32 protein-coding genes, 9 tRNA genes and 3 rRNA genes are annotated in these 25,208 nt (G+C 41.1%); 42 read left to right on the forward strand and 2 right to left on the reverse strand.

Translation table 11 applies throughout. The annotated features are described in order from the left end of the window. The first annotated feature begins 5 nt into the window (after positions 1 to 5). The 28 genes from rplN (at position 6) to NSS74_RS24740 (ending at position 16,538) form a co-directional block, all read left to right on the forward strand. Positions 6 to 374: a 50S ribosomal protein L14 gene (gene rplN / locus NSS74_RS24605; RefSeq protein WP_002063420.1), complete on the forward strand. Its 369-nt coding sequence runs from the start codon at positions 6 to 8 to the stop codon at positions 372 to 374. A 38-nt stretch (positions 375 to 412) separates the two neighbouring features. Then, on the forward strand, positions 413 to 724 hold the full coding sequence (rplX, locus tag NSS74_RS24610) for a 50S ribosomal protein L24 (RefSeq protein ID WP_000558201.1): 312 nt from the start codon (positions 413 to 415) through the stop codon (positions 722 to 724). A 26-nt stretch (positions 725 to 750) separates the two neighbouring features. Next, complete coding sequence (gene rplE, locus NSS74_RS24615) at positions 751 to 1,290, forward strand: 50S ribosomal protein L5 (RefSeq protein WP_002091528.1); 540 nt, start codon at positions 751 to 753, stop codon at positions 1,288 to 1,290. A 33-nt stretch (positions 1,291 to 1,323) separates the two neighbouring features. Beyond that, positions 1,324 to 1,509, forward strand: a complete 186-nt coding sequence (rpsN, locus tag NSS74_RS24620; protein WP_001085700.1) for a 30S ribosomal protein S14 — start codon at positions 1,324 to 1,326, stop codon at positions 1,507 to 1,509. A 29-nt stretch (positions 1,510 to 1,538) separates the two neighbouring features. Then, entirely contained in the window at positions 1,539 to 1,937 is a 399-nt protein-coding gene (rpsH, locus tag NSS74_RS24625; RefSeq protein WP_002091529.1) for a 30S ribosomal protein S8, read from the forward strand. Positions 1,938 to 1,969: 32 nt separating this feature from the next. After that, positions 1,970 to 2,509 (forward strand): 50S ribosomal protein L6, encoded by a 540-nt coding sequence (rplF, locus tag NSS74_RS24630; protein WP_002139937.1) that lies wholly within the window; start codon positions 1,970 to 1,972, stop codon positions 2,507 to 2,509. A 31-nt stretch (positions 2,510 to 2,540) separates the two neighbouring features. Continuing rightward, on the forward strand, positions 2,541 to 2,903 hold the full coding sequence (gene rplR, locus NSS74_RS24635; protein WP_002009761.1) for a 50S ribosomal protein L18: 363 nt from the start codon (positions 2,541 to 2,543) through the stop codon (positions 2,901 to 2,903). Positions 2,904 to 2,924: 21 nt separating this feature from the next. Continuing rightward, positions 2,925 to 3,425 carry a 30S ribosomal protein S5 gene (gene rpsE, locus NSS74_RS24640; protein WP_002063426.1) on the forward strand — a complete coding sequence of 167 codons (501 nt, stop codon included), beginning with the start codon at positions 2,925 to 2,927 and terminating at the stop codon, positions 3,423 to 3,425. A 13-nt stretch (positions 3,426 to 3,438) separates the two neighbouring features. Then, positions 3,439 to 3,621 (forward strand): 50S ribosomal protein L30, encoded by a 183-nt coding sequence (gene rpmD / locus NSS74_RS24645; RefSeq protein WP_002009757.1) that lies wholly within the window; start codon positions 3,439 to 3,441, stop codon positions 3,619 to 3,621. A 33-nt stretch (positions 3,622 to 3,654) separates the two neighbouring features. Next, complete coding sequence (gene rplO / locus NSS74_RS24650; protein WP_002009754.1) at positions 3,655 to 4,095, forward strand: 50S ribosomal protein L15; 441 nt, start codon at positions 3,655 to 3,657, stop codon at positions 4,093 to 4,095. Then, entirely contained in the window at positions 4,095 to 5,396 is a 1,302-nt protein-coding gene (gene secY / locus NSS74_RS24655) for a preprotein translocase subunit SecY (RefSeq protein WP_002091534.1), read from the forward strand. The genes rplO and secY overlap by 1 nt, the downstream gene beginning before the upstream one ends. A gap of 54 nt (positions 5,397 to 5,450) precedes the next feature. Beyond that, positions 5,451 to 6,101 carry an adenylate kinase gene (locus NSS74_RS24660; protein ID WP_002063428.1) on the forward strand — a complete coding sequence of 217 codons (651 nt, stop codon included), beginning with the start codon at positions 5,451 to 5,453 and terminating at the stop codon, positions 6,099 to 6,101. Beyond that, positions 6,101 to 6,847 carry a type I methionyl aminopeptidase gene (map, locus tag NSS74_RS24665; RefSeq protein WP_002139936.1) on the forward strand — a complete coding sequence of 249 codons (747 nt, stop codon included), beginning with the start codon at positions 6,101 to 6,103 and terminating at the stop codon, positions 6,845 to 6,847. The genes NSS74_RS24660 and map overlap by 1 nt, the downstream gene beginning before the upstream one ends. A 68-nt stretch (positions 6,848 to 6,915) precedes the next feature. Continuing rightward, on the forward strand, positions 6,916 to 7,134 hold the full coding sequence (gene infA / locus NSS74_RS24670) for a translation initiation factor IF-1 (protein ID WP_001029884.1): 219 nt from the start codon (positions 6,916 to 6,918) through the stop codon (positions 7,132 to 7,134). Positions 7,135 to 7,169: 35 nt separating this feature from the next. Further along, complete coding sequence (gene rpmJ, locus NSS74_RS24675) at positions 7,170 to 7,283, forward strand: 50S ribosomal protein L36 (RefSeq protein ID WP_000868344.1); 114 nt, start codon at positions 7,170 to 7,172, stop codon at positions 7,281 to 7,283. Positions 7,284 to 7,304: 21 nt separating this feature from the next. Further along, a complete protein-coding gene (rpsM, locus tag NSS74_RS24680; RefSeq protein WP_002091539.1) occupies positions 7,305 to 7,670 on the forward strand; it encodes a 30S ribosomal protein S13 in 366 nt (121 codons plus the stop codon). A gap of 24 nt (positions 7,671 to 7,694) precedes the next feature. Then, a complete protein-coding gene (gene rpsK / locus NSS74_RS24685; RefSeq protein WP_002009745.1) occupies positions 7,695 to 8,084 on the forward strand; it encodes a 30S ribosomal protein S11 in 390 nt (129 codons plus the stop codon). Positions 8,085 to 8,264: 180 nt separating this feature from the next. Continuing rightward, the gene (locus NSS74_RS24690) at positions 8,265 to 9,209 is read left to right on the forward strand and encodes a DNA-directed RNA polymerase subunit alpha (RefSeq protein ID WP_002029340.1); all 945 of its coding nucleotides are present in this window, start codon (positions 8,265 to 8,267) and stop codon (positions 9,207 to 9,209) included. Positions 9,210 to 9,244: 35 nt separating this feature from the next. Continuing rightward, positions 9,245 to 9,607, forward strand: coding sequence for a 50S ribosomal protein L17 (gene rplQ, locus NSS74_RS24695; RefSeq protein ID WP_000331490.1), 363 nt, complete (start codon positions 9,245 to 9,247; stop codon positions 9,605 to 9,607). A 104-nt stretch (positions 9,608 to 9,711) separates the two neighbouring features. Further along, positions 9,712 to 10,554 (forward strand): energy-coupling factor ABC transporter ATP-binding protein, encoded by an 843-nt coding sequence (locus tag NSS74_RS24700; RefSeq protein WP_002009740.1) that lies wholly within the window; start codon positions 9,712 to 9,714, stop codon positions 10,552 to 10,554. Further along, on the forward strand, positions 10,530 to 11,411 hold the full coding sequence (locus tag NSS74_RS24705; RefSeq protein ID WP_002124690.1) for an energy-coupling factor ABC transporter ATP-binding protein: 882 nt from the start codon (positions 10,530 to 10,532) through the stop codon (positions 11,409 to 11,411). Before NSS74_RS24700 ends, NSS74_RS24705 begins: the two co-directional genes overlap by 25 nt. After that, the gene (locus NSS74_RS24710) at positions 11,399 to 12,193 is read left to right on the forward strand and encodes an energy-coupling factor transporter transmembrane component T family protein (protein ID WP_002124692.1); all 795 of its coding nucleotides are present in this window, start codon (positions 11,399 to 11,401) and stop codon (positions 12,191 to 12,193) included. The genes NSS74_RS24705 and NSS74_RS24710 overlap by 13 nt, the downstream gene beginning before the upstream one ends. A 14-nt stretch (positions 12,194 to 12,207) precedes the next feature. Next, positions 12,208 to 12,951 (forward strand): tRNA pseudouridine(38-40) synthase TruA, encoded by a 744-nt coding sequence (gene truA / locus NSS74_RS24715; protein ID WP_002124694.1) that lies wholly within the window; start codon positions 12,208 to 12,210, stop codon positions 12,949 to 12,951. A gap of 152 nt (positions 12,952 to 13,103) precedes the next feature. Beyond that, entirely contained in the window at positions 13,104 to 13,541 is a 438-nt protein-coding gene (gene rplM, locus NSS74_RS24720) for a 50S ribosomal protein L13 (protein WP_002029337.1), read from the forward strand. A 21-nt stretch (positions 13,542 to 13,562) separates the two neighbouring features. After that, positions 13,563 to 13,955 (forward strand): 30S ribosomal protein S9, encoded by a 393-nt coding sequence (gene rpsI / locus NSS74_RS24725; RefSeq protein ID WP_002009728.1) that lies wholly within the window; start codon positions 13,563 to 13,565, stop codon positions 13,953 to 13,955. A 162-nt stretch (positions 13,956 to 14,117) separates the two neighbouring features. Beyond that, positions 14,118 to 14,546: a DUF2521 family protein gene (locus tag NSS74_RS24730; protein WP_002029335.1), complete on the forward strand. Its 429-nt coding sequence runs from the start codon at positions 14,118 to 14,120 to the stop codon at positions 14,544 to 14,546. 66 nt (positions 14,547 to 14,612) lie between these two features. Further along, complete coding sequence (gene cwlD, locus NSS74_RS24735) at positions 14,613 to 15,326, forward strand: N-acetylmuramoyl-L-alanine amidase CwlD (protein ID WP_002009721.1); 714 nt, start codon at positions 14,613 to 14,615, stop codon at positions 15,324 to 15,326. 144 nt (positions 15,327 to 15,470) lie between these two features. Then, positions 15,471 to 16,538, forward strand: coding sequence for an Mrp/NBP35 family ATP-binding protein (locus tag NSS74_RS24740; protein WP_002029334.1), 1,068 nt, complete (start codon positions 15,471 to 15,473; stop codon positions 16,536 to 16,538). Positions 16,539 to 16,591: 53 nt separating this feature from the next. Here NSS74_RS24740 and gerD read toward each other — a convergent pair whose 3' ends face one another. After that, positions 16,592 to 17,206, reverse strand: a complete 615-nt coding sequence (gerD, locus tag NSS74_RS24745) for a spore germination lipoprotein GerD (protein ID WP_002009716.1) — start codon at positions 17,204 to 17,206, stop codon at positions 16,592 to 16,594. A 139-nt stretch (positions 17,207 to 17,345) separates the two neighbouring features. Here gerD and kbaA point away from each other — a divergent pair, with 139 nt between their 5' ends. Next, positions 17,346 to 17,957: a KinB signaling pathway activation protein KbaA gene (gene kbaA, locus NSS74_RS24750; RefSeq protein WP_002124701.1), complete on the forward strand. Its 612-nt coding sequence runs from the start codon at positions 17,346 to 17,348 to the stop codon at positions 17,955 to 17,957. Positions 17,958 to 18,081: 124 nt separating this feature from the next. Here the strand turns inward: kbaA and pdaB are convergent, their stop codons facing one another. Continuing rightward, positions 18,082 to 18,846: a polysaccharide deacetylase family sporulation protein PdaB gene (pdaB, locus tag NSS74_RS24755; protein ID WP_002029332.1), complete on the reverse strand. Its 765-nt coding sequence runs from the start codon at positions 18,844 to 18,846 to the stop codon at positions 18,082 to 18,084. A gap of 192 nt (positions 18,847 to 19,038) precedes the next feature. On the opposite strand from pdaB, the gene NSS74_RS24760 reads away from it, so the two are divergent. From NSS74_RS24760 to NSS74_RS24820, 13 genes are all read left to right on the forward strand, one after another. Next, on the forward strand, positions 19,039 to 19,257 hold the full coding sequence (locus tag NSS74_RS24760; protein WP_002139933.1) for a hypothetical protein: 219 nt from the start codon (positions 19,039 to 19,041) through the stop codon (positions 19,255 to 19,257). Positions 19,258 to 19,485: 228 nt separating this feature from the next. Further along, positions 19,486 to 21,056 (forward strand): 16S ribosomal RNA (locus NSS74_RS24765). A 138-nt stretch (positions 21,057 to 21,194) separates the two neighbouring features. Next, positions 21,195 to 24,086, forward strand: a 23S ribosomal RNA gene (locus NSS74_RS24770). Between the two features lie 91 nt (positions 24,087 to 24,177). Then, positions 24,178 to 24,293, forward strand: a 5S ribosomal RNA gene (gene rrf / locus NSS74_RS24775). Together the 16S, 23S and 5S rRNA genes with 9 tRNA genes alongside form the textbook arrangement of a ribosomal RNA operon. Positions 24,294 to 24,302: 9 nt before the next feature. Then, positions 24,303 to 24,377, forward strand: a tRNA-Asn gene (locus NSS74_RS24780). A 4-nt stretch (positions 24,378 to 24,381) separates the two neighbouring features. Next, positions 24,382 to 24,454: transfer RNA gene (locus NSS74_RS24785), tRNA-Thr, on the forward strand. 24 nt (positions 24,455 to 24,478) lie between these two features. Further along, positions 24,479 to 24,553, forward strand: a tRNA-Glu gene (locus tag NSS74_RS24790). A gap of 5 nt (positions 24,554 to 24,558) precedes the next feature. Continuing rightward, positions 24,559 to 24,634, forward strand: a tRNA-Val gene (locus tag NSS74_RS24795). Between the two features lie 16 nt (positions 24,635 to 24,650). Continuing rightward, positions 24,651 to 24,734 (forward strand) — tRNA-Tyr (locus NSS74_RS24800). A 65-nt stretch (positions 24,735 to 24,799) separates the two neighbouring features. After that, positions 24,800 to 24,874, forward strand: a tRNA-Gln gene (locus NSS74_RS24805). Positions 24,875 to 24,879: 5 nt separating this feature from the next. Continuing rightward, a tRNA-Lys gene (locus tag NSS74_RS24810) sits at positions 24,880 to 24,955 on the forward strand. 5 nt (positions 24,956 to 24,960) lie between these two features. Beyond that, positions 24,961 to 25,032: transfer RNA gene (locus NSS74_RS24815), tRNA-Gly, on the forward strand. Between the two features lie 10 nt (positions 25,033 to 25,042). Beyond that, positions 25,043 to 25,115, forward strand: a tRNA-Ala gene (locus NSS74_RS24820). Positions 25,116 to 25,208 lie beyond the last annotated feature (93 nt).

Here is a 25,208-nt window from a genome sequence, read left to right on the forward strand (position 1 = left end):
ATAACATGATCCAACAAGAATCTCGTTTGAAAGTTGCTGACAACTCTGGTGCCCGCGAACTTTTAACAATTAAAGTATTAGGCGGCTCTGGTCGTAAATATGCTTATATTGGTGATATTATCGTTGCTACGGTAAAACAAGCAACACCAGGTGGCGTTGTTAAAAAAGGTGACGTTGTTAAGGCAGTAGTGGTACGTACGAAGAGCGGAGCTCGTCGTCCGGACGGTTCTTACATTAAATTTGATGAAAACGCAGCGGTTATCATCAAAGACGATAAGAGCCCACGTGGTACTCGTATCTTCGGACCAGTAGCTCGTGAATTACGTGATAGCAACTTCATGAAGATCGTTTCTTTAGCTCCAGAAGTTCTATAAATTAAGGTATTGCCTTGCTAAGGAGGTGCAGAATTAAGATGCATGTAAAAAAAGGTGATAAAGTTCAGGTAATCACTGGTAAAGACAAAGGAAAACAAGGTGTTATCCTTGTGGCTTTCCCAAAGCAAAACCGTGTTATCGTTGAGGGTGTTAACATCGTTAAAAAACACTCTAAGCCATCTCAATTAAATCCACAAGGTGGAATTATTACGAAAGAAGCACCTATTCACGTTTCTAATGTTATGGTATTAGATCCGAAAACAGGCGAACCTACTCGCGTAGGCTTCAAAGTAGAAGATGGTAAAAAAGTGCGTATTGCAAAAAAATCTGGTGAATTATTAGATAAATAATTTTCTTAAGAAAGGAGGTCACTTCATTGAATCGCCTTAAAGAGAAGTTCCAAAAGGAAATTACTCCTGCTCTAATGAGCAAGTTTAACTATAAATCTGTGATGGAAGTACCGAAAATCGAAAAGATCGTAATCAACACTGGTGTTGGTGACGCGGTATCTAACTCAAAAGCTTTAGACAATGCAGTAGAAGAATTAACTCAAATCGCAGGTCAAAAACCTGTTGTAACTCGCGCTAAAAAATCAATCGCTGGTTTCCGTCTTCGTGAAGGTATGCCAATCGGTGCGAAAGTAACTTTACGCGGTCAGCAAATGTATGAGTTCTTCGACAAATTAGTATCAGTTTCTTTACCACGTGTACGTGATTTCCGTGGTGTTTCTAAGAAATCATTCGATGGTCGTGGGAACTACACATTAGGTGTTAAAGAGCAACTAATTTTCCCTGAGATTGATTATGATAAAGTAAGTAAAGTCCGAGGTATGGACATCGTAATCGTTACTACAGCGAAAACTGATGAAGAAGCTCGTGAACTTTTAACACAATTCGGTATGCCATTCCAAAAATAATGGAAGCCAACGCTAAGTAGAGGAGGCGAAAACGTGGCTAAAAAATCTATGATCGCGAAACAAAAGCGTACTCCTAAGTTTAAAGTACAAGAGTATACACGTTGCGAACGCTGCGGTCGTCCGCATTCTGTATACCGCAAATTTAAGCTTTGCCGTATTTGTTTCCGTGAACTTGCATATAAAGGTCAAATTCCTGGTGTTAAAAAAGCTAGTTGGTAAAACCCACAAATGGGAAGGAGGTAAAACACATGGTGATGACAGATCCAATTGCAGACATGCTTACTCGCATCCGTAATGCGAATATGGTACGTCATGAGAAATTAGAGGTTCCTGCTTCTAAAATCAAAAAAGAGATCGCTGATCTTTTAAAACGTGAAGGTTTCATTCGTGATGTAGAATACATCGGGGATAACAAACAAGGTATCCTTCGTATTTTCCTGAAATATGGTGCAAACAATGAACGTGTAATCACTGGATTAAAGCGTATCAGTAAACCTGGCTTACGCGTTTACGCAAAAGCTGATGAAGTACCTCGTGTACTTAACGGATTAGGTATCGCTCTTGTTTCTACATCTAAGGGAGTAATGACAGACAAAGATGCTCGTCAATTACAAACTGGTGGAGAAGTAGTAGCATACGTTTGGTAATATATATTTAAAACGAACGGAGGTGTGACCACATGTCTCGTATTGGTAAAAAGATTCTTGAAATCCCTGCAGGTGTTACTATTACAATTGCAGAAGACAATACTGTAACAGTAAAAGGCCCTAAAGGTGAATTAACTCGTACTTTCAAAACTGATATGTCTATCAAAATTGAAGAAAATACACTAACAGTTGAGCGTCCATCTGAACAGAAGGAACACCGTGCATTACACGGTACAACTCGTGCTTTAATCGGAAACATGGTTGAAGGTGTAACTACAGGTTTTGCACGCGGACTTGAATTAGTCGGTGTTGGTTACCGTGCTCAAAAACAAGGTGATAAACTTGTTTTAAGCGTAGGTTATTCTCATCCAGTAGAAATGACTCCAGAAGCAGGACTTGAAGTTGAAGTACCTGTACCAACTAAAATCGTAATTAAAGGTATCGACAAGCAACGTGTTGGCGAATTTGCTGCTAACATCCGTGCTGTACGTGCTCCTGAGCCATATAAAGGTAAAGGTATTCGTTACGAAGGCGAAGTTGTTCGTCGTAAAGAAGGTAAAACTGCTAAGTAAACCCGTTAGGTGAAAGAAAGGAGTGACAAGAATGATCACTAAAGCTGCTAAAAATGCGACTCGTAAGAAAAGACATGCACGTGTACGTGCTAAACTTACTGGTACTGCAGAACGTCCACGTTTAAACGTGTACCGTTCTAACCAACATATTTACGCTCAAGTTATTGATGATGTAAATGGTGTAACATTAGTAAGTGCATCTACTCTTGATAAAGACCTTGCTCTTAACGGTACTAGCAATACTGAAGCTGCTACGAAAGTTGGAGAATCAGTTGCTAAGCGTGCTGTAGAGAAAGGCGTTAAAGAAGTAGTATTTGATCGCGGTGGTTACTTATACCATGGCCGTGTTAAAGCTCTAGCTGAAGCTGCTCGTGAGGCTGGATTACAATTTTAATGGTCAAAGGAGGGAAAATTGATGCAACGCATTGACCCAAGTAAATTAGAACTTGAAGAACGTGTAGTTACGATAAATCGTGTCGCGAAAGTTGTTAAGGGTGGTCGTCGTTTCCGCTTTGCTGCACTAGTTGTAGTTGGCGATAAAAACGGTCATGTTGGATTCGGTACTGGTAAAGCACAAGAGGTACCAGACGCAATCCGTAAAGCTATCGAAGACGCTAAGAAAAACCTAATCGCAGTACCATTAGTTGGTACAACAATTCCACATACAATCAACGGTCATTTTGGAGCTGGTGAAGTATTCTTAAAACCTGCTGCTGAGGGTACTGGTGTTATTGCTGGTGGACCTGTTCGTGCGGTACTAGAATTAGCTGGTGTACAAGATATTCTTTCGAAATCTCTTGGTACTAACACACCAATCAACATGATTCGCGCTACTGTGAACGGATTAAGCGAACTTAAGCGCGCTGAAGATGTTGCAAAATTACGCGGTAAATCTGTAGAAGAGCTACTAGGTTAAGGAGGGAAAACAAATGGCGAAAAAGTTAGAAATTACCCTCACTCGTAGTGTAATTGGTCGTCCACAAGATCAACGTGCGACGGTAGAAGCTTTAGGTCTTAAAAAGTTGAATTCAACTGTAGTTAAGGAAGAAACTCCTGCTATTCTTGGTATGATCAACAAAGTTTCTCACCTTATCTCTGTAAAAGAAGCTTAAGGATAACTCATTAATATAAGGAGGTGCCTGGGAATGAAACTTCATGAATTAAAACCTGCAGAAGGTTCTCGTAAAGTACGTAACCGTGTCGGTCGTGGTATCGGTTCTGGTAACGGTAAAACTGCTGGTAGAGGTCATAAAGGACAAAACGCACGTTCTGGCGGCGGTGTTCGTCTTGGCTTCGAAGGTGGTCAAACTCCACTATTCCGTCGTTTACCAAAACGCGGCTTCACAAACATTAACCGTAAAGAGTTTACTATTGTAAACTTATCAACGTTAAATCGTTTTGAAGATGGTACAGAAGTAACACCTGAATTATTGCTGGAAACTGGCGTTATCAGCAAGTTAAACGACGGTGTTAAAATTCTTGCAAGCGGAGCAGTAGAGAAAAAATTAACTGTTAAAGCGCACAAGTTCTCTTCAAGTGCTAAAGAAGCAATTGAAGCAGCTGGCGGATCAGTTGAGGTGATCTAATGTTTCGTACAATCTCCAACTTTATGCGCGTTGCTGAGATAAGACGTAAAATATTATTCACTTTAGCGATGTTAGTCGTATTCAGGATTGGCACGTTTATCCCAGTGCCATTTACAAATGGAGACGTACTGAAAGCACAAGATCAATTAAATGCCTTAGGTATCCTAAATACATTTGGCGGTGGCGCCTTGAAGAACTTCTCCATCTTCGCGATGGGAATCATGCCGTATATTACAGCATCCATCATCGTGCAATTATTGCAGATGGATGTTGTTCCTAAATTTTCGGAATGGTCGAAGCAAGGCGAAATGGGCCGTCGTAAACTAACGCAATTCACGCGTTACTTTACAATTGTTCTTGCGTTTATTCAGGGGTTTGGTATGTCAATCGGTTTTAACGGTATGGTAGGTGGGCAATTAATTTTGAATCCAGGTTGGAGCACTTATTTATACATTGCTACGGTACTGACTGCTGGTACTGCATTTTTAATGTGGTTAGGTGAACAGATTACATCTAAAGGTGTAGGTAATGGTATTTCCATTCTTATCTTTGGTGGTATTGCCGCAGCGATCCCAAGTGTTATATCTCAAGTGTATCAACAACAGTTTCAAAATATCGGAGATCAATTGTTCATGAGTATCGTTAAAGTTGCATTGATTTTACTAGCTGTGCTAGCAGTTATTGTTGGTGTTATTTTCATTCAACAGGCTGTTAGAAAGATCCCAATTCAATACGCGAAGCGTGTAACAGGCGGGAATGGGAATCATGCTGGAGCACAAAACACTCATTTACCACTTAAGGTAAATAGTGCGGGTGTTATTCCAGTCATTTTTGCTGTTTCATTCTTAATTACGCCTCCAACTATTGCACAGTTCTTCCCGAAACATGATGTATCGCAGTGGATTATTGCAAACTTTAACTATTCTCACCCAGTGGGAATGATCATATATGTTGCGCTCATTGTAGCCTTCACATACTTCTATGCATTTGTTCAGGTTAATCCAGAGCAAATGTCAGAGAATCTAAACAAGCAAGGTGGATATGTTCCAGGTATTCGTCCGGGTAAGAATACAGAACAATATCTAACAAAAATCTTGTATCGTTTGACCTTTGTGGGATCAATTTTCCTAGCAGCGATTGCAATCTTACCAGTTATCTTTACGAAATTGGGAAATCTTCCTCCATCTGCACAGATTGGTGGAACGAGTATGTTAATCGTTGTCGGCGTTGCTTTAGAAACAATGAAGCAGCTAGAAAGCCAATTGGTAAAACGCCATTACAAAGGGTTTATCAAGCAGTGAGTAAGTGGGAAGAACTGTCTTCCCTACATGCTCATGTACTGAGGGGGAACAAGGATGAACTTGATTTTAATGGGGCTTCCTGGTGCTGGTAAAGGTACACAAGCCGAACAGATTGTTGCCAAGTATAACATCCCTCACATCTCAACAGGAGATATGTTCCGTGCAGCTATGAAGGCTGAAACTGAACTTGGTTTACAAGCAAAATCTTTTATTGATAAAGGTGCGCTTGTTCCAGATGAAGTTACAATTGGAATTGTTCGTGAACGTTTAAGCCAAGAAGACTGTATTAAAGGCTTCTTATTAGATGGTTTCCCACGAACTGTTGCACAAGCATCAGCTCTTGAAGAGATTATGAAAGATCTTGGCAAAAAAATCGACTATGTTTTAAACATTAATGTGGATTCAGGATTGTTATTAACACGCCTTACAGGTCGTCGCATTTGTAAAGAATGCGGTGCAACTTACCACTTAGAATTCAATCCGCCAGCAAAAGCTGATGTGTGCGATAAATGTGGTGGCGAATTATATCAACGCTCTGATGACAATGAAGAAACTGTAGCAAATCGTTTAGATGTAAATATTAAGCAAACAAAACCTTTGCTTGATTTCTACGAGGAGCTTGGCTACTTACAAAGCATTAATGGTGAGCAAGATATCAATAAAGTATTTGCTGATATCGATGTTCTCATCGGAGGCTTAGCTTAATGATCATCTGCAAAACTTCTCGCGAGATAGAAATCATGCGAGAAGCTGGCAGGATCGTTGCTTTAACTCATCAAGAGTTGAAACAACATATTACTCCAGGAATTACAACGAAAGAGCTCGATCAAATAGCGGAAAAGACGATTCGAAAATATGGTGCTACGCCATCTTTTAAAGGATACAACGGATTTCCGGGGAGCATTTGTGCTTCTGTAAATGAAGAGCTTGTACACGGGATTCCAGGGAAGCGTAAGCTCGAAGAGGGCGATATCATCAGTATCGATATTGGTGCGAAATACAATGGGTACCATGGAGATTCTGCATGGACGTATCCAGTTGGAAACATTTCTGAATCTGTTCAAAAGCTACTTGATGTCACAGAAAAATCGTTGTATCTTGGTCTAGAACAAGTAAAACCAGGCGAAAGATTATCAAATATCTCGCATGCGGTTCAAACACATGCTGAAGAGAATGGGTTCTCGATCGTTAGGGAGTATGTTGGTCACGGAATCGGGCAAGACTTACATGAGGACCCTCAAATCCCGCACTATGGTCCACCAAATAGAGGCCCTAGATTAAAGCCGGGAATGGTCATCTGTGTTGAGCCGATGGTGAATCAAGGAAGACGATATGTAAAAACACTATCTGATGACTGGACAGTGGTAACGGTAGATGGTAAATGGTGTGCCCATTTTGAGCACACGATTGCTCTTACAGAAGCAGGATACGAAATCCTTACCACTTTATAAGTAGCTGGCTCTCCGGGATTTCAGAGCAGTGTAAAATGTTACTGATTTGAAGAAGGGAGAACTATTGAATGGCTAAAGATGATGTAATTGAAGTCGAAGGTACCGTTCTTGAAACGTTGCCAAATGCTATGTTCAAAGTAGAATTAGAGAATGGGCATGTCGTATTGGCTCACGTTTCTGGTAAAATCCGTATGAACTTCATTCGTATTTTACCAGGAGACAAAGTTACGGTAGAATTATCTCCGTACGATTTAAATCGTGGTCGTATTACGTACCGTTTTAAATAATATAGCACTCCGTAATCTTTAAGGAGGTTCGAGACATGAAAGTAAGACCGTCAGTTAAACCAATCTGCGAAAAATGTAAAGTTATTCGTAGACGTGGAAAAGTAATGGTTATTTGTGAAAACCCTAAACATAAACAAAAACAAGGTTAATCAGAAGGAGGTGCATTCAGAATGGCACGTATCGCAGGTGTAGATATTCCTCGTGACAAGCGCGTTGTTATTTCTTTAACTTACGTATTCGGCATTGGTCGCCCAACTGCTGAAAAAATCATTACAGAAGCTGGTATTTCTTCGGAAGCACGAGTTCGTGATTTATCGGAAGATGAATTAGGACGTATCCGTGATATCATCGATCGTATTAAAGTTGAGGGAGACCTTCGTCGTGAAGTATCTCTTAACATTAAACGTCTAATGGAGATCGGTTCTTACCGTGGTCTTCGTCACCGTCGTGGTTTACCAGTTCGTGGTCAAAACTCTAAAAACAATGCTCGTACACGTAAAGGTCCACGTCGTACAGTAGCAAATAAAAAGAAATAATAAGTAAAGGAGGTTGAACTAACAATGGCACGTAAAACAAACACTCGTAAAAAACGTGTGAAAAAGAATATTGAAGCTGGTATAGCTCATATTCGTTCTACTTTCAACAACACAATCGTAACACTTACAGATACTCATGGTAACGCACTTTCTTGGTCTAGTGCTGGTGCACTTGGTTTCCGTGGATCTCGTAAATCTACTCCATTCGCTGCGCAAATGGCTGCTGAAGCTGCTTCTAAAGTTGCAATGGAGCATGGTTTAAAAACTTTAGAGGTTACTGTTAAAGGTCCTGGTGCTGGTCGTGAAGCTGCAATTCGTGCTCTTCAAGCGGCAGGTCTAGAAGTAACAGCAATTAGAGATGTTACTCCAGTTCCTCATAATGGATGTCGTCCACCAAAACGTCGTCGTGTGTAATTTTTCTGTATAGAATTTTCCCTTTTGTCTATAATGGATATGATGCATTATCGAGAAATTTCGTACAGAAACATCGCTTGTTGTGCACAATCGGGAACTGCCTAAGGGGGACTTTCGGTTAAACAGGGGTTCTTCCTTTGTTTAACCGGGGTTTCGACGTTTTGAAGGAGGGTTTAGTTAATGATTGAAATCGAAAAACCGAAAATCGAAACGGTTGAACTTAACGAAGATGCTAAGTATGGCAAATTCGTGATTGAACCGCTTGAGCGTGGATATGGTACTACTTTGGGTAACTCCTTACGTCGTATTCTTTTATCCTCACTCCCTGGTGCCGCTGTAACTGCTATCCAAATCGATGGCGTTTTACACGAATTTTCAACAGTTGAGGGCGTAGTAGAAGACGTTACGACGATGATCTTAAACTTGAAAAAGTTAGCTCTTAAAATCTACTCTGATGAAGAGAAGACGTTGGAAATCGATGTACAGGGCGAAGGTATTGTCACAGCTGCTGATATTACTCACGATAGTGATGTTGAAATCTTAAATCCAGATTTACACATTGCGACGTTAGCAAAAAATGCGCATTTCCGCATGCGTTTAACTGCAAAGCGTGGCCGTGGGTATACGCCAGCTGATGCAAATAAAAGCGAAGATCAACCAATAGGAGTAATTCCTATTGATTCTATTTATACTCCAGTATCACGTGTGACTTACCAAGTGGAAAAGACACGTGTCGGACAAGTGGCTAATTATGATAAGCTTACGCTTGATGTATGGACGGATGGAAGCATCGGGCCAAAAGAAGCTATCTCTTTAGGTGCCAAAATCTTAACTGAGCATTTAAATATCTTTGTTGGTTTAACTGACGAAGCACAAAATGCTGAGATTATGGTCGAGAAGGAAGAAGATCAAAAAGAAAAAGTTCTTGAGATGACTATCGAAGAACTAGATCTTTCTGTTCGTTCTTATAATTGCCTAAAACGTGCAGGAATTAATACTGTACAAGAGCTTGCGAACAAAACAGAAGAAGATATGATGAAAGTTCGTAACTTAGGACGTAAATCCTTAGAAGAAGTTAAACATAAACTTGAGGAATTAGGTTTAGGTTTACGTAAAGACGACTGAGGATTTAAACCCATCAACAAAGGAGGGAACTACGAATGGCATACAGAAAATTAGGCCGTACAAGTGCGCAACGTAAAGCTATGTTACGTGATTTAGCTACTGATTTAATTATCAACGAGCGCATCCAAACGACAGAAACTCGTGCAAAAGAACTTCGTTCTGTAGTGGAAAAAATGATCACTTTAGGTAAACGCGGAGATCTTCATGCTCGTCGTCAAGCAGCAGCTTTCATCCGTAATGAGGTTGCTAACGCTGAGACTGGTCAAGATGCACTTCAAAAATTATTCGCTGATGTAGCTCCACGCTATGCTGAGCGCCAAGGCGGATACACTCGTATTGCAAAAATTGGTCCACGTCGCGGAGACGCAGCACCAATGGTAATTATCGAGTTAGTATAATGATGATTAAAAGGGCAGGACAGTTCTTTTCAAGTAACTGGTCATGGCCCTTTTTTTTTAAGTATAAAAATAGGCTAACTTGACGAAAGAAAGGGTGCCTTGTATTGAAAAAAGAGAAACTTCGGACAGAAAATATATCATTTCAATATCCTGGGGCAGCCTCTTATGCATTAAAAGATGTTTCGTTTTCCTTATATGAAGGAGAATGGGTATCTGTTATTGGACAAAATGGTTCAGGGAAGTCTACACTTGCAAAATTATTGAATGGCTTATTTTTACCGGAATCAGGGAAAATTACTTTAAATGATACAATGATTTTATCAGAGGAAACAGTATGGGATGTTCGAAAGCAAATTGGCATGGTATTTCAAAATCCAGATAATCAATTTGTTGGAACGACAGTACAAGATGACGTTGTATTCGGCCTAGAGAACATCGGAATGCCAAGGGAGCAGATGATAGAAAGACTAGAACAAGCTCTGCAACTTGTCCGTATGGAAGATTTTTTAAATGAAGAACCCCATTCGTTATCTGGTGGACAAAAGCAGCGAGTCGCAATAGCAGGTGTTCTAGCACTTCAACCATCTATTTTAATACTAGATGAAGCAACTTCAATGTTAGATCCTCAGGGGAGACGTGAAGTAGTAGAAACGGTCAGACAACTTGTTGATCAAAAGGGTATTACGGTATTATCGATTACGCACGATTTAGAAGAAGCGGCACAGTCAGACCGTATTATTATTTTGAACAAGGGAGAAATATTAGAGGAAGGTACTCCAGAGCAAATTTTCAAATCCTCTCATATGCTCCAAGAGATTGGATTAGATGTACCTTTTTCGGTGAAAATAGCAGAATTATTAAAAAGAAATGAAATTCACTTGCAAAATACGCATCTTACAATGGAAAGCTTGGTGAACGAACTTTGGAGATTACATTCCAAAAAGTAGAACATCGTTATCAATATAAAACTCCATTTGAAAGACGCGCACTTTATGATGTAGACGTGTCGTTTCCAAGTGGGGGCTATTATGCCATTATCGGTCATACTGGTTCAGGTAAGTCGACGATGATTCAACATTTAAATGGTTTATTGCAGCCGACAAATGGTACGGTTCAAATTGGTGAACATTTAATTTCAGCAGGGAAGAAAGAGAAAAAGCTTAAGCCGCTACGAAAAAAAGTAGGGGTTGTCTTTCAGTTTCCAGAACATCAACTATTTGAAGAAACAGTTGAAAAGGATATTTGTTTTGGACCGACTAATTTTGGTGTATCTGAAGAAGAGGCAAAACAAAAGGCGAAAGATGCAATCCAGCTTGTTGGATTGGACATAGAGTTATTAGCACGTTCTCCGTTTGAATTAAGCGGTGGGCAAATGAGGCGTGTTGCAATAGCAGGCGTACTAGCGATGGAACCCGAAGTGCTTGTATTAGATGAACCTACAGCAGGGCTTGATCCAAAAGGACAGCACGAGCTCATGGAGATGTTTTACAATTTGCATAAGGAACAGGGGCTTACAGTCATTCTTGTTACCCATAATATGGAGGATGCCGCTAAGTATGCAGATCAAATAGTGGTCATGCATAAAGGAACGGTCTTTTTGCAAGGAAGAGCAGAGGAAGTATTTTCATATGCTGATGAATTAGAACAAATCGGTGTGGATCTTCCAATGTCTTTAAAGTATAAACGTGCAATTGAAGAGAAGTTTGGTATTTCAATTTCGAAGGCTACCTTATCTTTAGAGGATCTTACTCATGAAGTTGTACAGGTGTTACGAAAAGGTGGTCATGAATCATGCAGCAGTTGATTATTGGGAGATATATTCCAGGTCAGTCACTCATTCATCAACTTGATCCTCGTACGAAGCTGTTGATTGTCTTTTTATATGTATTTGTTGTTTTCTTAGCAAATAATGCGATTTCATATGGATTTTTATTTTTATATGCACTCATTGCTTTATTTTTTGCAAAAGTGCCGATTCGTTATGTACTTTCGGGCTTAAAACCAATTCTGTGGATTTTTCTTTTTACATTTTTCCTGCATATTTTTACAAATAAAGAAGGGGAAGTACTATTCCAGCTTGGTTGGTTTTCGATACATGAAAAAGGATTAGAGCAAGGGATATACATTTCTATACGATTCTTCGTTATTATTTTAATGACGACATTATTAACGTTAACGACGACACCTATTGAAATTACAGATGGGTTGGAGACGTTATTAAAGCCGTTCAAGCGTATAAAAGTTCCTGTTCATGAAATCGCATTAATGATGTCAATTTCACTACGTTTTATCCCGACATTAATGGATGAAACGAGTAAAATTATGAAAGCACAAGCGTCACGTGGCATTGATTTCGCCGGGGGACCGATAAAAGATAGGATGAAAGCTATTATCTCACTACTCGTTCCATTATTTATCAGTGCTTTTAAGCGTGCAGAGGACTTAGCGATTGCGATGGAATCTCGTGGATATAAAAGTGGCGAAGGACGTACTAAATTTAGGCAACTACGCTGGAAAATAAGTGATACAGTAACAATTGTAAGCTTACTTTGTTTAGCTTGTATTTTGGCATGGGTGCGGTCGTAATGGAGAATAGAGAAATGGAAAGAATAAAATGTACAGTTGCATATGATGGCATTCATTTTTGTGGTTACCAAATTCAACCACAGCATCGGACTGTTCAACAAGAAATAGAGAAAGCATTGCAGAAGTTGCATAAAGGAGAACTTGTTCGTGTGCAGGCATCAGGCAGAACGGATTCTACCGTTCACGCCAAAGGACAAGTGATACACTTTGATACACCTTTGTCTCTTGAAGAGTGGCAATGGAGTAATGCTTTAAATACAATGTTGCCGGATGATATTATTATCAGGCAGGTAGAGAAGAAAACAGAAGAATTTCATGCACGTTACGGTGTCGAGAAAAAAGAATATCGCTATCGTGTATTATTATCAAAGACTGCGGATGTATTCCGTAGAAATTACGTATATCAATATCCATATCCGCTCGAAATAAACTCTATAAGAAAAGCGATTCCTTATTTTATTGGAACGCATGACTTTACTTCTTTTTGTTCGGCAAAAACTGACAAAAAAGATAAAGTGCGAACAATTTATGAAATCGAATTAATTGAGCAAGACGATGAATTAATTTTTCGCTTTGTAGGTAATGGATTTTTATATAATATGGTCAGAATTATTGTTGGTACGTTACTTAGCGTAGGTCAAGGAAAGCTTGATCCGGATAGTATTCCAGAGATTTTAGCGAAACAAAATCGCCAGTTTGCTGGAAAGATGGCTCCAGGTCATGGACTTTACTTATGGCAGGTAAACTATAACAACTAATCCTGGTGTAACATTTGCTTGACATTAGAAACTCAAAAGTATATCATAACATATGGTATTGTTTCTAAAACCACGATTAGCCCCGGAAGGAAATCGTGTTTAAGATAAACAATAGATTTTTTCTATGGAAAAGATAACGAGGAGGGAAACACATGCGTACGACTTTTATGGCAAAAGCTAACGAAGTTGAGCGTAAATGGTATGTGGTTGATGCTGAAGGTCAAACTTTAGGTCGCCTATCTACTGAAGTAGCATCCATTTTACGTGGTAAACACAAACCGACATTTACACCACACGTTGACACGGGTGATCATGTAATTATTATTAACGCTGAGAAAATTCATTTAACAGGTAATAAATTAAACGATAAAATTTACTACCGTCACACTAACCACCCAGGTGGACTTAAGCAAAGAACAGCTCTAGAAATGCGTACAAACTACCCTGTACAAATGTTAGAGCTTGCAATTAAAGGCATGCTTCCAAAAGGACGTTTAGGACGTCAAGTGTCTAAGAAATTAAACGTGTATGCTGGAGCAGAGCATCCACACCAAGCACAACAACCAGAAGTTTACGAACTTCGCGGATAATTAATTAAAGGAGGGCTTACTTTGGCACAGGTTCAATACTATGGCACTGGACGTCGTAAGAGTTCAGTAGCGCGCGTACGCCTAGTTCCAGGCGAAGGACGCGTTATTATTAACGGTCGTGATTTTGAAAACTATATCCCATTTGCTGCATTACGTGAAGTAGTGAAACAACCTCTAGTTGCAACAGAAACTTTAGGTAACTACAATGTACTTGTAAACGTAAATGGTGGTGGATACACTGGTCAAGCTGGTGCTATTCGTCACGGTATTTCTCGCGCTTTATTAAAAGCTGATCCAGAATACCGTCTAACATTAAAACGTGCGGGTCTATTAACTCGTGACGCACGTATGAAAGAGCGTAAAAAATACGGTCTTAAAGGCGCACGTCGTGCACCTCAGTTCTCAAAACGTTAATTTTTGCGAACTACAAACCCCAACCATTTTGGTTGGGGTTTTTTTATGTTTAATTCTTCTTTTGTAATTTTTTTAGCTTGGAATATTTTAGTGCTACCGTCCTACGTATGCTTCTTCTTTAGAAGTTTAGACTAATACGTATTAGGGAGGTTTATAAGTACTATGAATGTCATTGTCAGCTTACAAGAAAAACAAAAAGAAAAGCAGTTAAAATACGAGCGGAAGATGCTGCGAGAATTATCATTAAAAACATTGCGTTTAAATATTCGTGATGCCTTTCAAATGCAAGAACTTCATCGTCAGTATGAAGATTATTGCATTGAACTAGGGATAGAATCTTATTTATTAGGAGCGAGATACAGTAAATTTGGTTATCATGGCGAATCATTCTTTGATGTGAAATATAGGGCTTTAGAAGAAGAACAACAATTAACTGAAACGTTATTTCAATTTTTAACGAGTATGACTATACGTGAAATTAAGTTGCAAGACGAGGAATTGCTTTTTGAATCTTGCCAGCAGTTTATCGGCTTGTGGTGGCAGGAAGGCTATGAAAAAGGCGAAAGAAGATATCGATTAAAGCTACACTAAGACAAGCATAAACTTTCCTCTTGTCCCATATAAGTAATTAGAGGGACTAGCTGGAGGAGGAAAGGTATGAAGAGAATTCGAATTATCTCTTTTGCGCTCGCTGCGGTTGTTTTGTTTTTTTTAGTTAAACAAGAATTTCAAATTACAAAATCGTGGCGAGCTTGGAATTTACCCTTATCAGGGAAAGTGATTGTACTAGATGCTGGGCATGGTGGGCCAGACGGAGGGGCTGTTGGTGGAAAGGATATTGTAGAAAAAGATATTACACTTGAGATTACAAAAAAGGTACAAGATTATTTACAAGAACAAGGTGCTTTAGTTATTTTAACGCGTGAAGGAGATTATGATTTAGCTAATAAAGATACAAAGTCATATAGTAGACGTAAAGCAGAGGATTTAAAAAAGCGTGTTGAGATCATTAATAAGCCTGATGTAGACTTTTTTGCGAGTATTCATTTAAATGCCCTAACTAGTAGTGGATCTAAGGGCGCACAAACGTTCTACTATCGTTCTTCGATTGAAAATGAACGGGCTGCGAAATTTATACAAGCTGAATTGAGAACAAGCTTAGAAAATACGAATCGTTCTGCTAAAACAATTCCTCACGTGTATTTATTGAAGTATGCTAAAACACCAGGTGCTTTAATTGAGGCTGGCTTTTTATCGAATGTGAATGAAAGATATATGTTAAATTCGGAGAAATACCAACAAAAAGTAGCTGCTGCAATATATCGTGGTATATTACGTTATTTTACGGAAAAAGGAAATCCTCCAGAATAAGGAGGATTTTTTCGAGTTTCTCTCGTTAACGAAGTTTTCCGAAAATATGTTATACTGGAAATGTAAACGCATTTATTTCAAAAATAAAGATAGATAAATTTAATTAACAATACGTTATTTTTCATACAGGGGGCTGGGCTAATTATGGTAACAAAAGAGCAGGTAGTGGAAGCATTGGAAGGGATTGTAGATCCGTTTATACATAAAACGTTAAAAGAAACAAATGCAATTAAAGAGGTGACAGTCAAGCCTGAGAAGGAACATGTAAGTGTTAAAATTGCAATTGTAAAGACGGGTACAGCGGAACAAATGCAGTTGCAGTCTGGAATTGTAAAGTTAGTAAAAGAACTTGGAGCAACAACAGTTGGACTTCGTTTTGCAGAATTTACAGAAGAGGAATTAGCTCAGTTTGCACCACCGCAAGAGGAAGAGAAAAGTGAATCCTTATTATCACCGAACTCAAATACAACATTTTTAGCAGTGGCAAGTGGAAAAGGTGGAGTAGGGAAATCAACTGTTTCTGTTAACCTTGCAATTGCTTTAGCTCGTTTAGGCAAAAAGGTTGGTATCATCGACGCGGATATTTACGGTTTTAGTGTACCGGATATGATGGGTATAGAAAAACGTCCAATCGTAAGAGGTGATAAGATAATACCAGTGGAGCGTCTAGGCGTGAAAGTAATCTCAATGGGATTTTTTGTAGAAGATAACGCACCTGTTATTTGGAGAGGACCGATGCTTGGGAAAATGTTAAATCACTTTTTCACAGAAGTAGAGTGGGGTGATTTAGATTACTTAGTATTGGACCTACCACCAGGTACGGGTGATGTTGCTTTAGATGTACATTCGATGTTGCCGGCTTGTAAAGAGATTATTGTAACAACGCCGCATCCAACAGCGGCATTTGTAGCAGCGCGCGCTGGAGCCATGGCTTTACGTACAGAACATAGTATTCTTGGTGTTGTTGAAAATATGGCGTATTTTGAAAGTAAAGCAACTGGTGAAAAAGAGTATGTGTTTGGAAGAGGTGGAGGAGATAAATTGGCTACGGAACTCCAAACGGATATACTTGGCCGAATTCCACTTCAACAACCTGATTGGAATAAAGAGGACTTTGCGCCGTCAGTATATGAAGATACACATACAACGGGTCTCATTTATCGTACGATAGCTGAGACAGTTATTGATAAAACAGCTGTCGCGCAAAACTAAAGTAGTAATGAGTGGACAATATATACATTGTCCACTCATTACTATAATTTTTATTATTGTTCTTTGTTCCCATCTTGAGAACCGCCTTCACCACCTGCGCCTTTCTTATCAGACCCGCCTTTTTCGGCTTTTTGTACACCTTTACTAATGATGTCAATCATCTTAGCTTGGAAGAGAGGACTTTCGGCAGTTTCAGTTAGTACTTGCTGTAAATATTGACGATATTCTTTACTCTTCATTGTTTGTAACATGATTTTCTCTACTTCAGGATTTTTCATAATCTCTATAACACCTGATTGGTATTCAGGATCTTTTAGTAAAGTTTTCATTAAGTTTGTTTGTTCTTTTCCCATACTTTTAGCAAATTTCGATGAGAACTCAGGGTCTTTAAAGAGCTTTTCCCAGAATTGTTGCCCTTTTTCAGATACCAGTGCATCTTCAATCGTTTTCTTTACTACTGTTTCATCTAGTATGAGTGCTTGTTTCATTTTTTCATCAGTTAATACATCTTGGATCGCTTTTTTTCCTTGATCGGTTTTTAAAATATCAACAATCATTTTTTTTGTTTGATCATAATCAAGTTCGGATTTTGCTTCTTTTTCTTGTGCACATGCCGCTAGTGCTATAAATAGAAAAGAAGAAATCAAAACGAGCAGCATCCGTTTCATAAGTTGGAGCTCCTTTCAGCAAAGTTCTCTTTTTTTAATATAAATCTCTTTAAGGAATTTATACATTAACATGGCTAGCTTTTTGAAATTGTCATTGTTACAATTTAATTAGAAATATAAGAATAATGGGGGATGTGTTGTGAATAGCCGCAAGTGGGTACGACTATTTTTTACGACGTTGTTTCTTGGTGGGATTAGCACAGTCTTTATTGGTTTTGTTTTAGAGTGGGACAAGTACGCTAAATTTTTTCAAAATTTCGACGGAAAAGAAATTTTAGCAATTTCCTTTTGGTTGATGGGCGTAGGGTTTATTTTTAGTGTTATAAGTCAAATGGGGTTCTTTGCGTATTTAACGATCCATCGTTTTGGATTAGGGATGTTTCGGTCATCTTCTTTATGGAATACAGTGCAACTGTTCTTTATTGCGTTCGTATTATTTGATTTCGTTTATTTAAGGTCAGTACTTGTTGCAAATGGGGAAGTTTCATTAGGGAATAACATACTTGTTGCTGGGATGTTATTTGTGTTTGGGGCAATTGTTGCTTATATAAAGAGTAAAGAAACGAATAAAAAAGCATTTGTTCCCGCTCTGTTCTTTATGGTTGTTGTAACAATTCTTGAATGGGTACCAGCGCTCCGGATTAATGATACAGATTGGTTATATTTAATGGTGATACCACTTTTATTATGTAATTCATATCAGTTACTTGTATTGCATCGTTTAATTGGACAAAAGAGTAAGTCAGCTTAATGAGGAGAGTGGATTTTTAATTATCCAGATTCTTATCGTCTGTAAATGCTAGTATAAAAAAGCTCTGCTATCTTAACAAAAGATAGCAGAGCTTTTTATGTGTGAAGGACCGTGTAGAAAGGAACTACTTAATATCTTCACTTTTTGTACTTGTGTTGGAAATAAGTTGTGATACAGATGTTTGTTCATATCCGTCGCTCTTTAATTTTTGTAAGAGTAATGGTAAAGCCTTATTTGTTTGAAGGGCAGAATCAGAAGCATGTAATAAGACGATATCTCCACCCTTTAAATTGCTAGAGACTGTGGAAATGATTTTATTTACGCCGGGATTTTTCCAGTCATTTGAATTGTTACTCCAATGAACGATGGTGTATCCGAGTGATTCCGCTATTTTAAGAGTTGTTTTGTTAAAATCGCCACTAGGTGGACGTAATAGCTTGACTTGTTTTACGCCAAGTTTCGTAAAAACATCTTGTGCCCGCAAAAGATCTCGTCGTATTTCATTTGCTTCTAGTGAAGTGTAGGATGTGTAATTATAGCCCATACTACCAATCTCATGTCCATCTTTCATGATGCGTTCGACAATATCAGGGTGTCTTTCAGCCCATGCAGCAGAGAGAAAGAAGGTTGCATTCTTAATTTCTCTTTCTTTGAGTGTATTAAGGATTGGAATAGCTTTTTTGTCCCCCCAGCTAATGTCAAACGTGAATGCAACTTGTTTTTTTGCAGTGTCCCCTTTGTAAATCACTTTAGGGCCAGTAGCAGTTGAAAAAGCAGATTCATGTGAATATGTTTTTAAAAAGAGTAGCCATGCTGTAAATAAGGAAAGTACGACTATTAAGCTAATGTGTTTAAATGTTCTTTTACTCGTAATAAAAAAGAAAAACATAATATTACGCCCCTTTGTCCAATCCTTTTCAGTTACATATATGCTTTAAAATTAAAAAAGAGAACAAGGGATTAATATCGTAAGTGGTGGATATAATGAGTGATAGAATTTTGTTTTTGGTGATACATTATTGATAATTGAAAATGAGTGGGGCGTTTATCGGTACACGTAAGGAGTTATTGAGGTGATAATTTGCTTGGGATTATGTTGACGAAGGAAGAGAAAAAAGAAATGGAATACATACTGAAGAGAGAGTTAGAGGAACTTTTATTTGATTTTGAAGATGAGCGTATACATAGCGTTGTAAAAAAGGCGATGGAAGAAAGGTATAAAATCATTTTTTGTTTATTTCGGAGAGTTGCTAATAGGGAAGAATGTATTCGTTATGTAAGAAAAAGAATTTTTTATTAAAAAGTGTTGACGCTAAGAGTAAGGATATGATAAATTAATAAACGTCGCTGATGCAGAAACGCAGAAAACGACAAAAAAGAAATTAAAAAACTTAGTTGACATCGAAAAATGAAGATGTTAACATAAGGAAGTCGCAAATAGGCGACTAAATGGATTCTTGAAAACTGAACGAAACAAACAACGTAAACGTCAATTTTTATTTTTAGATGCTACTTAGACAAACTAACTTTATTGGAGAGTTTGATCCTGGCTCAGGATGAACGCTGGCGGCGTGCCTATTACATGCAAGTCAGGCGAAGATAGTTAGAGCTTACTCTTATGAAGTTAGCGGCGGACGAATTGAGCAACACGTGGGTAACTTACCCATAAGACTGGGATGGCTTTCAGGAAACCCGGGGCTAATACCGGATAATATTTTGGGCTGCATAGTTCGAAATTGAAAGGCGGCTTCATTTATTCTTATGGATGGACCCGCGTCAGGAGTGGCCCAGTTGGTGAGGTAGCGGCTCGCAAGGCGACGAACGCGTAAGCGACCTGAAGAGGAGCAGGATCGTGCACTGGGACTGGGGCAGTACAGACTCCTACAGGAGGCAGCGGTAGGGAATCTTCCGCAATGGACGAAAGTCTGACGGAACAGCACCGCGTGAGTGATGAAGGCTTTCGGGTCGTAAAACTCTGTTGTTAAAGGAAGAACGAAATTGCTAGTTGAATAAGCTGGCGCTGACGTGCAACGAAGCCGGCTAACTACGTGCCAGCAGCCGCGGTAGCTACGTAGGTGGCAAGCGTTATCCCGGAATTATTGGGCGGCAAGCGCGCGCGGTGGTTTCTTAAGTCTGATGTGAAAGCCCACGGCTCAACCGTGGAGGGTCATTGGAAACTGGGAGACTTGAGTGCGAGAGAGATGAATTCCGCGTAGCGGCGGTGAAATGCGTAGAGATATGGAGGAACACCATTGGCGAAGGCGACTTTCTGGTCTTAACTGACACTGAGGCGCGAAGAAAGCGTGGGGAGCAAACAAGTTAGATACCCTGGTAGTCCACGCCGTAAACGATGAGTGCTAAGTGGCTGAGGGTTTCCGCCCTTTAGTGCTGAAGTTAACGCATTAAGCACTCCGCCTGGGGAATTTTGGTAACAAGGCTGAAACTCAAAAGGAATTGACGGGAAATTTTTCTTGGCAGTGGGCTTATATGGATTTGAAATTCAAGAAACCGCCTGAAAGAACCTTACCAAGTCTTGACATCCTCTGAAAACTCTAGAGATAGAGCTTCTCCTTCGGGAGCAGAGTGACAGGTGGTGCATGGTTGTCGTCAGCTCGTGTCGTGAGATGTTTGGGTTGGAGGTCCACCTGACGAGCGCAACCCTTGATCTTAGTTGCCATCATTAAGTTGGGCACTCTAAGAGTGACTGCCGGTGACAAACCGGAGGAAGGTGGGGATGACGTCGAAATCATCATGCCCTTGCTGGCCTGGGCTACACACATGCTACAATGGACATTTAAAAAACTGCAAGACACGGTGAGCTAATCTCATAAAACCGTTCTCAGTTCGGATTGCTTGGGGCTGCAACTACGCCTACATGAAGCTGGAATCGCTAGTAATCGCGGATCAGCATGCCGCGATTGAATCCGCTCGTTCCCAAGAGCGTATACACACCACCAAATCACACCACGAAGAGTTGCAACACCCAGGAAAGTCAGTGGGGTAACCGCTATGGAGCCAGCCGCCTAAGGTGGGACAGATGATTAGGTGAAGTCGTAACAAGGTAGCCGTATCGGAAGGTGCGGCTGGATCACCTCACTATGGAGGTGATGAACGCAGTTCGTAATAAACATCGACTTGTTTTGTTTCGTTCAGTTTTAGAGAACTATCTCTCAAGTTTAATCGTATGTTCTTTGAAAACTAGACGCAATTGTTATTTCACTGTTTTTATTTTAGTTTGATTCAAGTTAGAAGGGCGCACGGTGGATGCGCAGCACTAGGAGTCGATGAAGGACGGGACCGCATAGATATGCTTCAGGGAGCTTGTAAATGGCTTTGATCCGAAGATTTCCGGAATGGGGAAACCCACTACCGTAATGGTATGGTATCCTTTTGTGAATACATAGGGTATGGAAGACAGCATTGAAGCTAATTATCAAGTACCTGGAAGAAAGCAAATGCGATTTCCTGAGTAGCGGCGAGCGAAACGGAATCTGGCTTAAACCAAGAAGCACTCTTGGGGTTATGGGAACCATTCTATGCGGAGGTTACAAAGGAACGAGGTAGACGAAGCGACCTGGAAAGGTCCGTCACAGAGGGTAATAACCCCGTAATTCGAAACTTCGTTCTCTCTTGAATGTATCCTGAGTACGGCGGAACACGTGAAATTCCGTCAGATCTGGGAGGACCATCTCCCAAGGCTAAATACTCCTAGTGATCGATAGTGAACCAATTTCCGTGAAGGTGAAAAGCACCCCGGAAAGTGAAAGAGATCCTGAAACGATGTGCCTACAAATAGTCGAGCCCGTTAATGGGTGATGGCGTGCCTTAAAGATGAACTACGGCGAGTTACGATCCCGTGCAAGGTTAAGCTGAAGAGGCGGAGCCGCAGCGAAAGCGAGTCTGAATAGGGCGTTTAGTACGTGGTCGTAAGGCCCGAAAAACGGAATCTACCCATGTCAGGGTGAAGTTCAGGTAACACTGGATAAGGTAGAACCCGCGTTGAAAAGGGTACGCAGGGGATGAGGTGTGGGTAGCGGAGAATTCAATCGAACCTGGGGCTGGCTGGTTCTCCCCGAAATAGCTTTAGGGCTAGCCTTAAGTGTAAAGTCTTGGAGGTAGAGCACTGATTGAACTAGGGGTCCTCATCGGATTACCGAATTCAGTCCAAACTCCGAATGCCAATGACTTATCCTTAGGAGTCAGACTGCGAGTGATAAGATTGTAGTCAAGGAAACGGCCCAGATCGCCAGCTAAGGTCCCAAGTGTGAAGTAAGTGGAAAAGGATGTGGGTTGGCGGAGCCTTTAGGATGTTGGCTCAGAAGCAGCCACTGCATTTAAAGTACGTAATAGCTCACTAGTCGAGTGACTCTGCGCCGAAAATACCCGGGGCTAAATACACCACCGAAGCTGCGAATTGATACCAATGGTATCAGTGAAGTGAGGAGCGATTCTAGGGTACGTGAAGTCAGACCGGAAGGACTGGTGGAGCGCTTAGAAGTGAAGATGCCGGTATGAGTAGCGAAAGACAGGTGAGAATCCCGTCCACCTGCCAGATGCCTAAGGTTTCTGAGGAAGGCTCGTCCGCTCAGGGTTAGTCGAGACTGGCCGGGAAGTGAGCAGGCGTAGGCGATGGACAACAGGTTGATATTCCTGTGCCACCTCTTTATCGTTTGAGCAATGGAGGGACGCAGAAGGACTGAAGAAGCGTGCGATTGGTTGGCTAACACGTCAAGCAGTTAGGCTGAGTAAGTAGGCAAATCCGCTTATCAGCTGAAGGCTGAGCTGTGATGGGAAGCTCCTTATGGGCAAGTCTTTGATTCGCTGCCAAGAAAAGCTCTGTAGCGAGATAAAAGGTACTTAGCACCTGTACCGCAAACCGACACAGGTAGGCGAGGAGAGAGATACAAGGTGTGCGAGAGAACTCTGGTTAAGGAACTCGGCAAAATGACCCCGTAACTTCGGGAGAAAGGGTGCTGTAACGGAAAGCCGCAGTGAATAGGCCCCAGAGCTGTTTTAGCAAAAACACAGGTCTCTGCGAAGCCGTAAAGGCAAGTATAGGGGCTGACACCTGCCCGGTGCTGGAAAGGTTAGGGAGAGGGGTTAGCGTAAACGGCTCTGAACTGAAGCCCAGTAAACGGCGGCCGTAACTATAACGGTCCTAAATTTAGCGAAATTCCTTGTCGGGTAAGTTCCGACCCGCACAGGTGTAACGATTTGGGCACTGTCCTCCCCAACCCAGAGCTCGGTGAAATTAGTACCTGTGAAGATGCAGGTTACCCGCGACAAGGACGGAAAGACTTGTGGAGGCTTTACTGTAGCCGTGTGAATTTTGGTACAGTTTGGCTGGGATAGGCGGGAGCCATTGAAACCGGAGCGCTAGCTGGTGGAGGCGCTGGTGGGATACCGCCCTGACTGTATTGAAATTCTAACCTACGGGTCTCATCGACCCGGGGAACTTAGTCGTCAGGTGGGCGGTTTGACTGGGGCGGTCGCCTCCTAAAGTGTAACGGAGGCGCCCAAAAGGTTTCCTCAGAATGGTTGGAAATCATTCGTAGAGTGCAAAGGCATGGGGAGCTTGACTGCGGGAACTACAGATGAGCAGGGACGAAAGTCAGGCTTAGTGATCCGGTGGTTCCGCATGGAAGAGTATCGCTCAACGGATAATACGGGGATAACAGGCTTATCTCCCCCAAGTCCACATCGACGGGGAGGTTTGGCACCTCGATGTCGGCTCATCACATCCTGGGGCTGTGTAGAGATGCGGTCCCCGGGGTTGGGCTGTTCGCCCATTAAAGCGGTACGCGAGCTGGGTTCAGAACGTCGTATGAGACAGTTCAGTCCCTATCCGTCGTGGGCGCAGGAAATTTGGAAGGCTGTCCTTAGTACTTGCAGAGGACGGGATGGACGCACCGCTGGTGTACCGATTATTCTGCAAGGGCATAGCTGGAGTGGCTATGTGCGGAAGGGATAGGTATACTGAAAGCATCAGCATGAAGCCCCCTCAAGGCAGAGATTTCCCATAGCGTAAGCTAGTAAGATCCCTGAAAGATGATCAAGTTGATACGTTCAGGTGGAAGCATGAGTACGGCATGGGCTGACGAATCCCTAATAGATCGAGGACTTAACCATATAATATGAAGCTAATGTTATCTAGTTTTGAAGGAATATATATTTAAAATTCCTTTGGACATTCTCAAAAGAATGTGTATAATGATAAAAGTCTGGTAATGATGGCAGAGAGGTCACACCCGTTCCCATACCGAACACGGAAGTTAAGCTCTCTAGCGCCGATGGTAGTTGGGACCTTGTCCCTGTGAGAGTAGGACGTTGCCAGGCTTATATTATTCCGCAGTAGCTCAGCGGTAGAGCTATCGGCTGTTAACCGATCGGTCGTAGGTTCGATTCCTACCTGCGGAGCCATTATGCTTCCATAGCTCAGCTGGTAGAGTACTTCCATGGTAAGGAAGAGGTCACCGGTTCAAGCCCGGTTGGAAGCTTGGGAAAAGTTTTGTTTTTTTTTTGGCCCGTTGGTCAAGTGGTTAAGACACCGCCCTTTCACGGCGGTAACACGGGTTCGAATCCCGTACGGGTCACCACTTTTGGAGGATTAGCTCAGCTGGGAGAGCACCTGCCTTACAAGCAGGGGGTCGGCGGTTCGATCCCGTCATCCTCCACCATATATTTTTAAATGTCGGAGGGGTAGCGAAGTGGCTAAACGCGGCGGACTGTAAATCCGCTCCTTTGGGTTCGGCAGTTCGAATCTGCCCCCCTCCACCATTTTCTTTAAAATAACCTGAGAGGGTTTATTTTTTTGAAAAGATAACCATACTAGTAAATATTAATGGGCTATAGCCAAGCGGTAAGGCAACGGACTTTGACTCCGTCATGCGCTGGTTCGAATCCAGCTAGCCCAGCCATTTACGAGCCATTAGCTCAGTTGGTAGAGCATCTGACTTTTAATCAGAGGGTCGAAGGTTCGAATCCTTCATGGCTCACCATTTTCGCGGAAGTAGTTCAGTGGTAGAATACAACCTTGCCAAGGTTGGGGTCGCGGGTTCGAATCCCGTCTTCCGCTTAATTACTAAGGGGCCTTAGCTCAGCTGGGAGAGCGCCTGCCTTGCACGCAGGAGGTCAGCGGTTCGATCCCGCTAGGCTCCATATAAATAGGAAAAGCTTACATCATTTGATGTAAGCTTTTTTTGTGTTTAAATTCCACTCAAAAAGGAAACTTTTCCGTATATCGTTTAAAAT

The sequence above is a fragment of the Bacillus sp. FSL E2-8868 genome (genome assembly GCF_038005505.1).
Lineage (GTDB): Bacteria > Bacillota > Bacilli > Bacillales > Bacillaceae_G > Bacillus_A > Bacillus_A mycoides.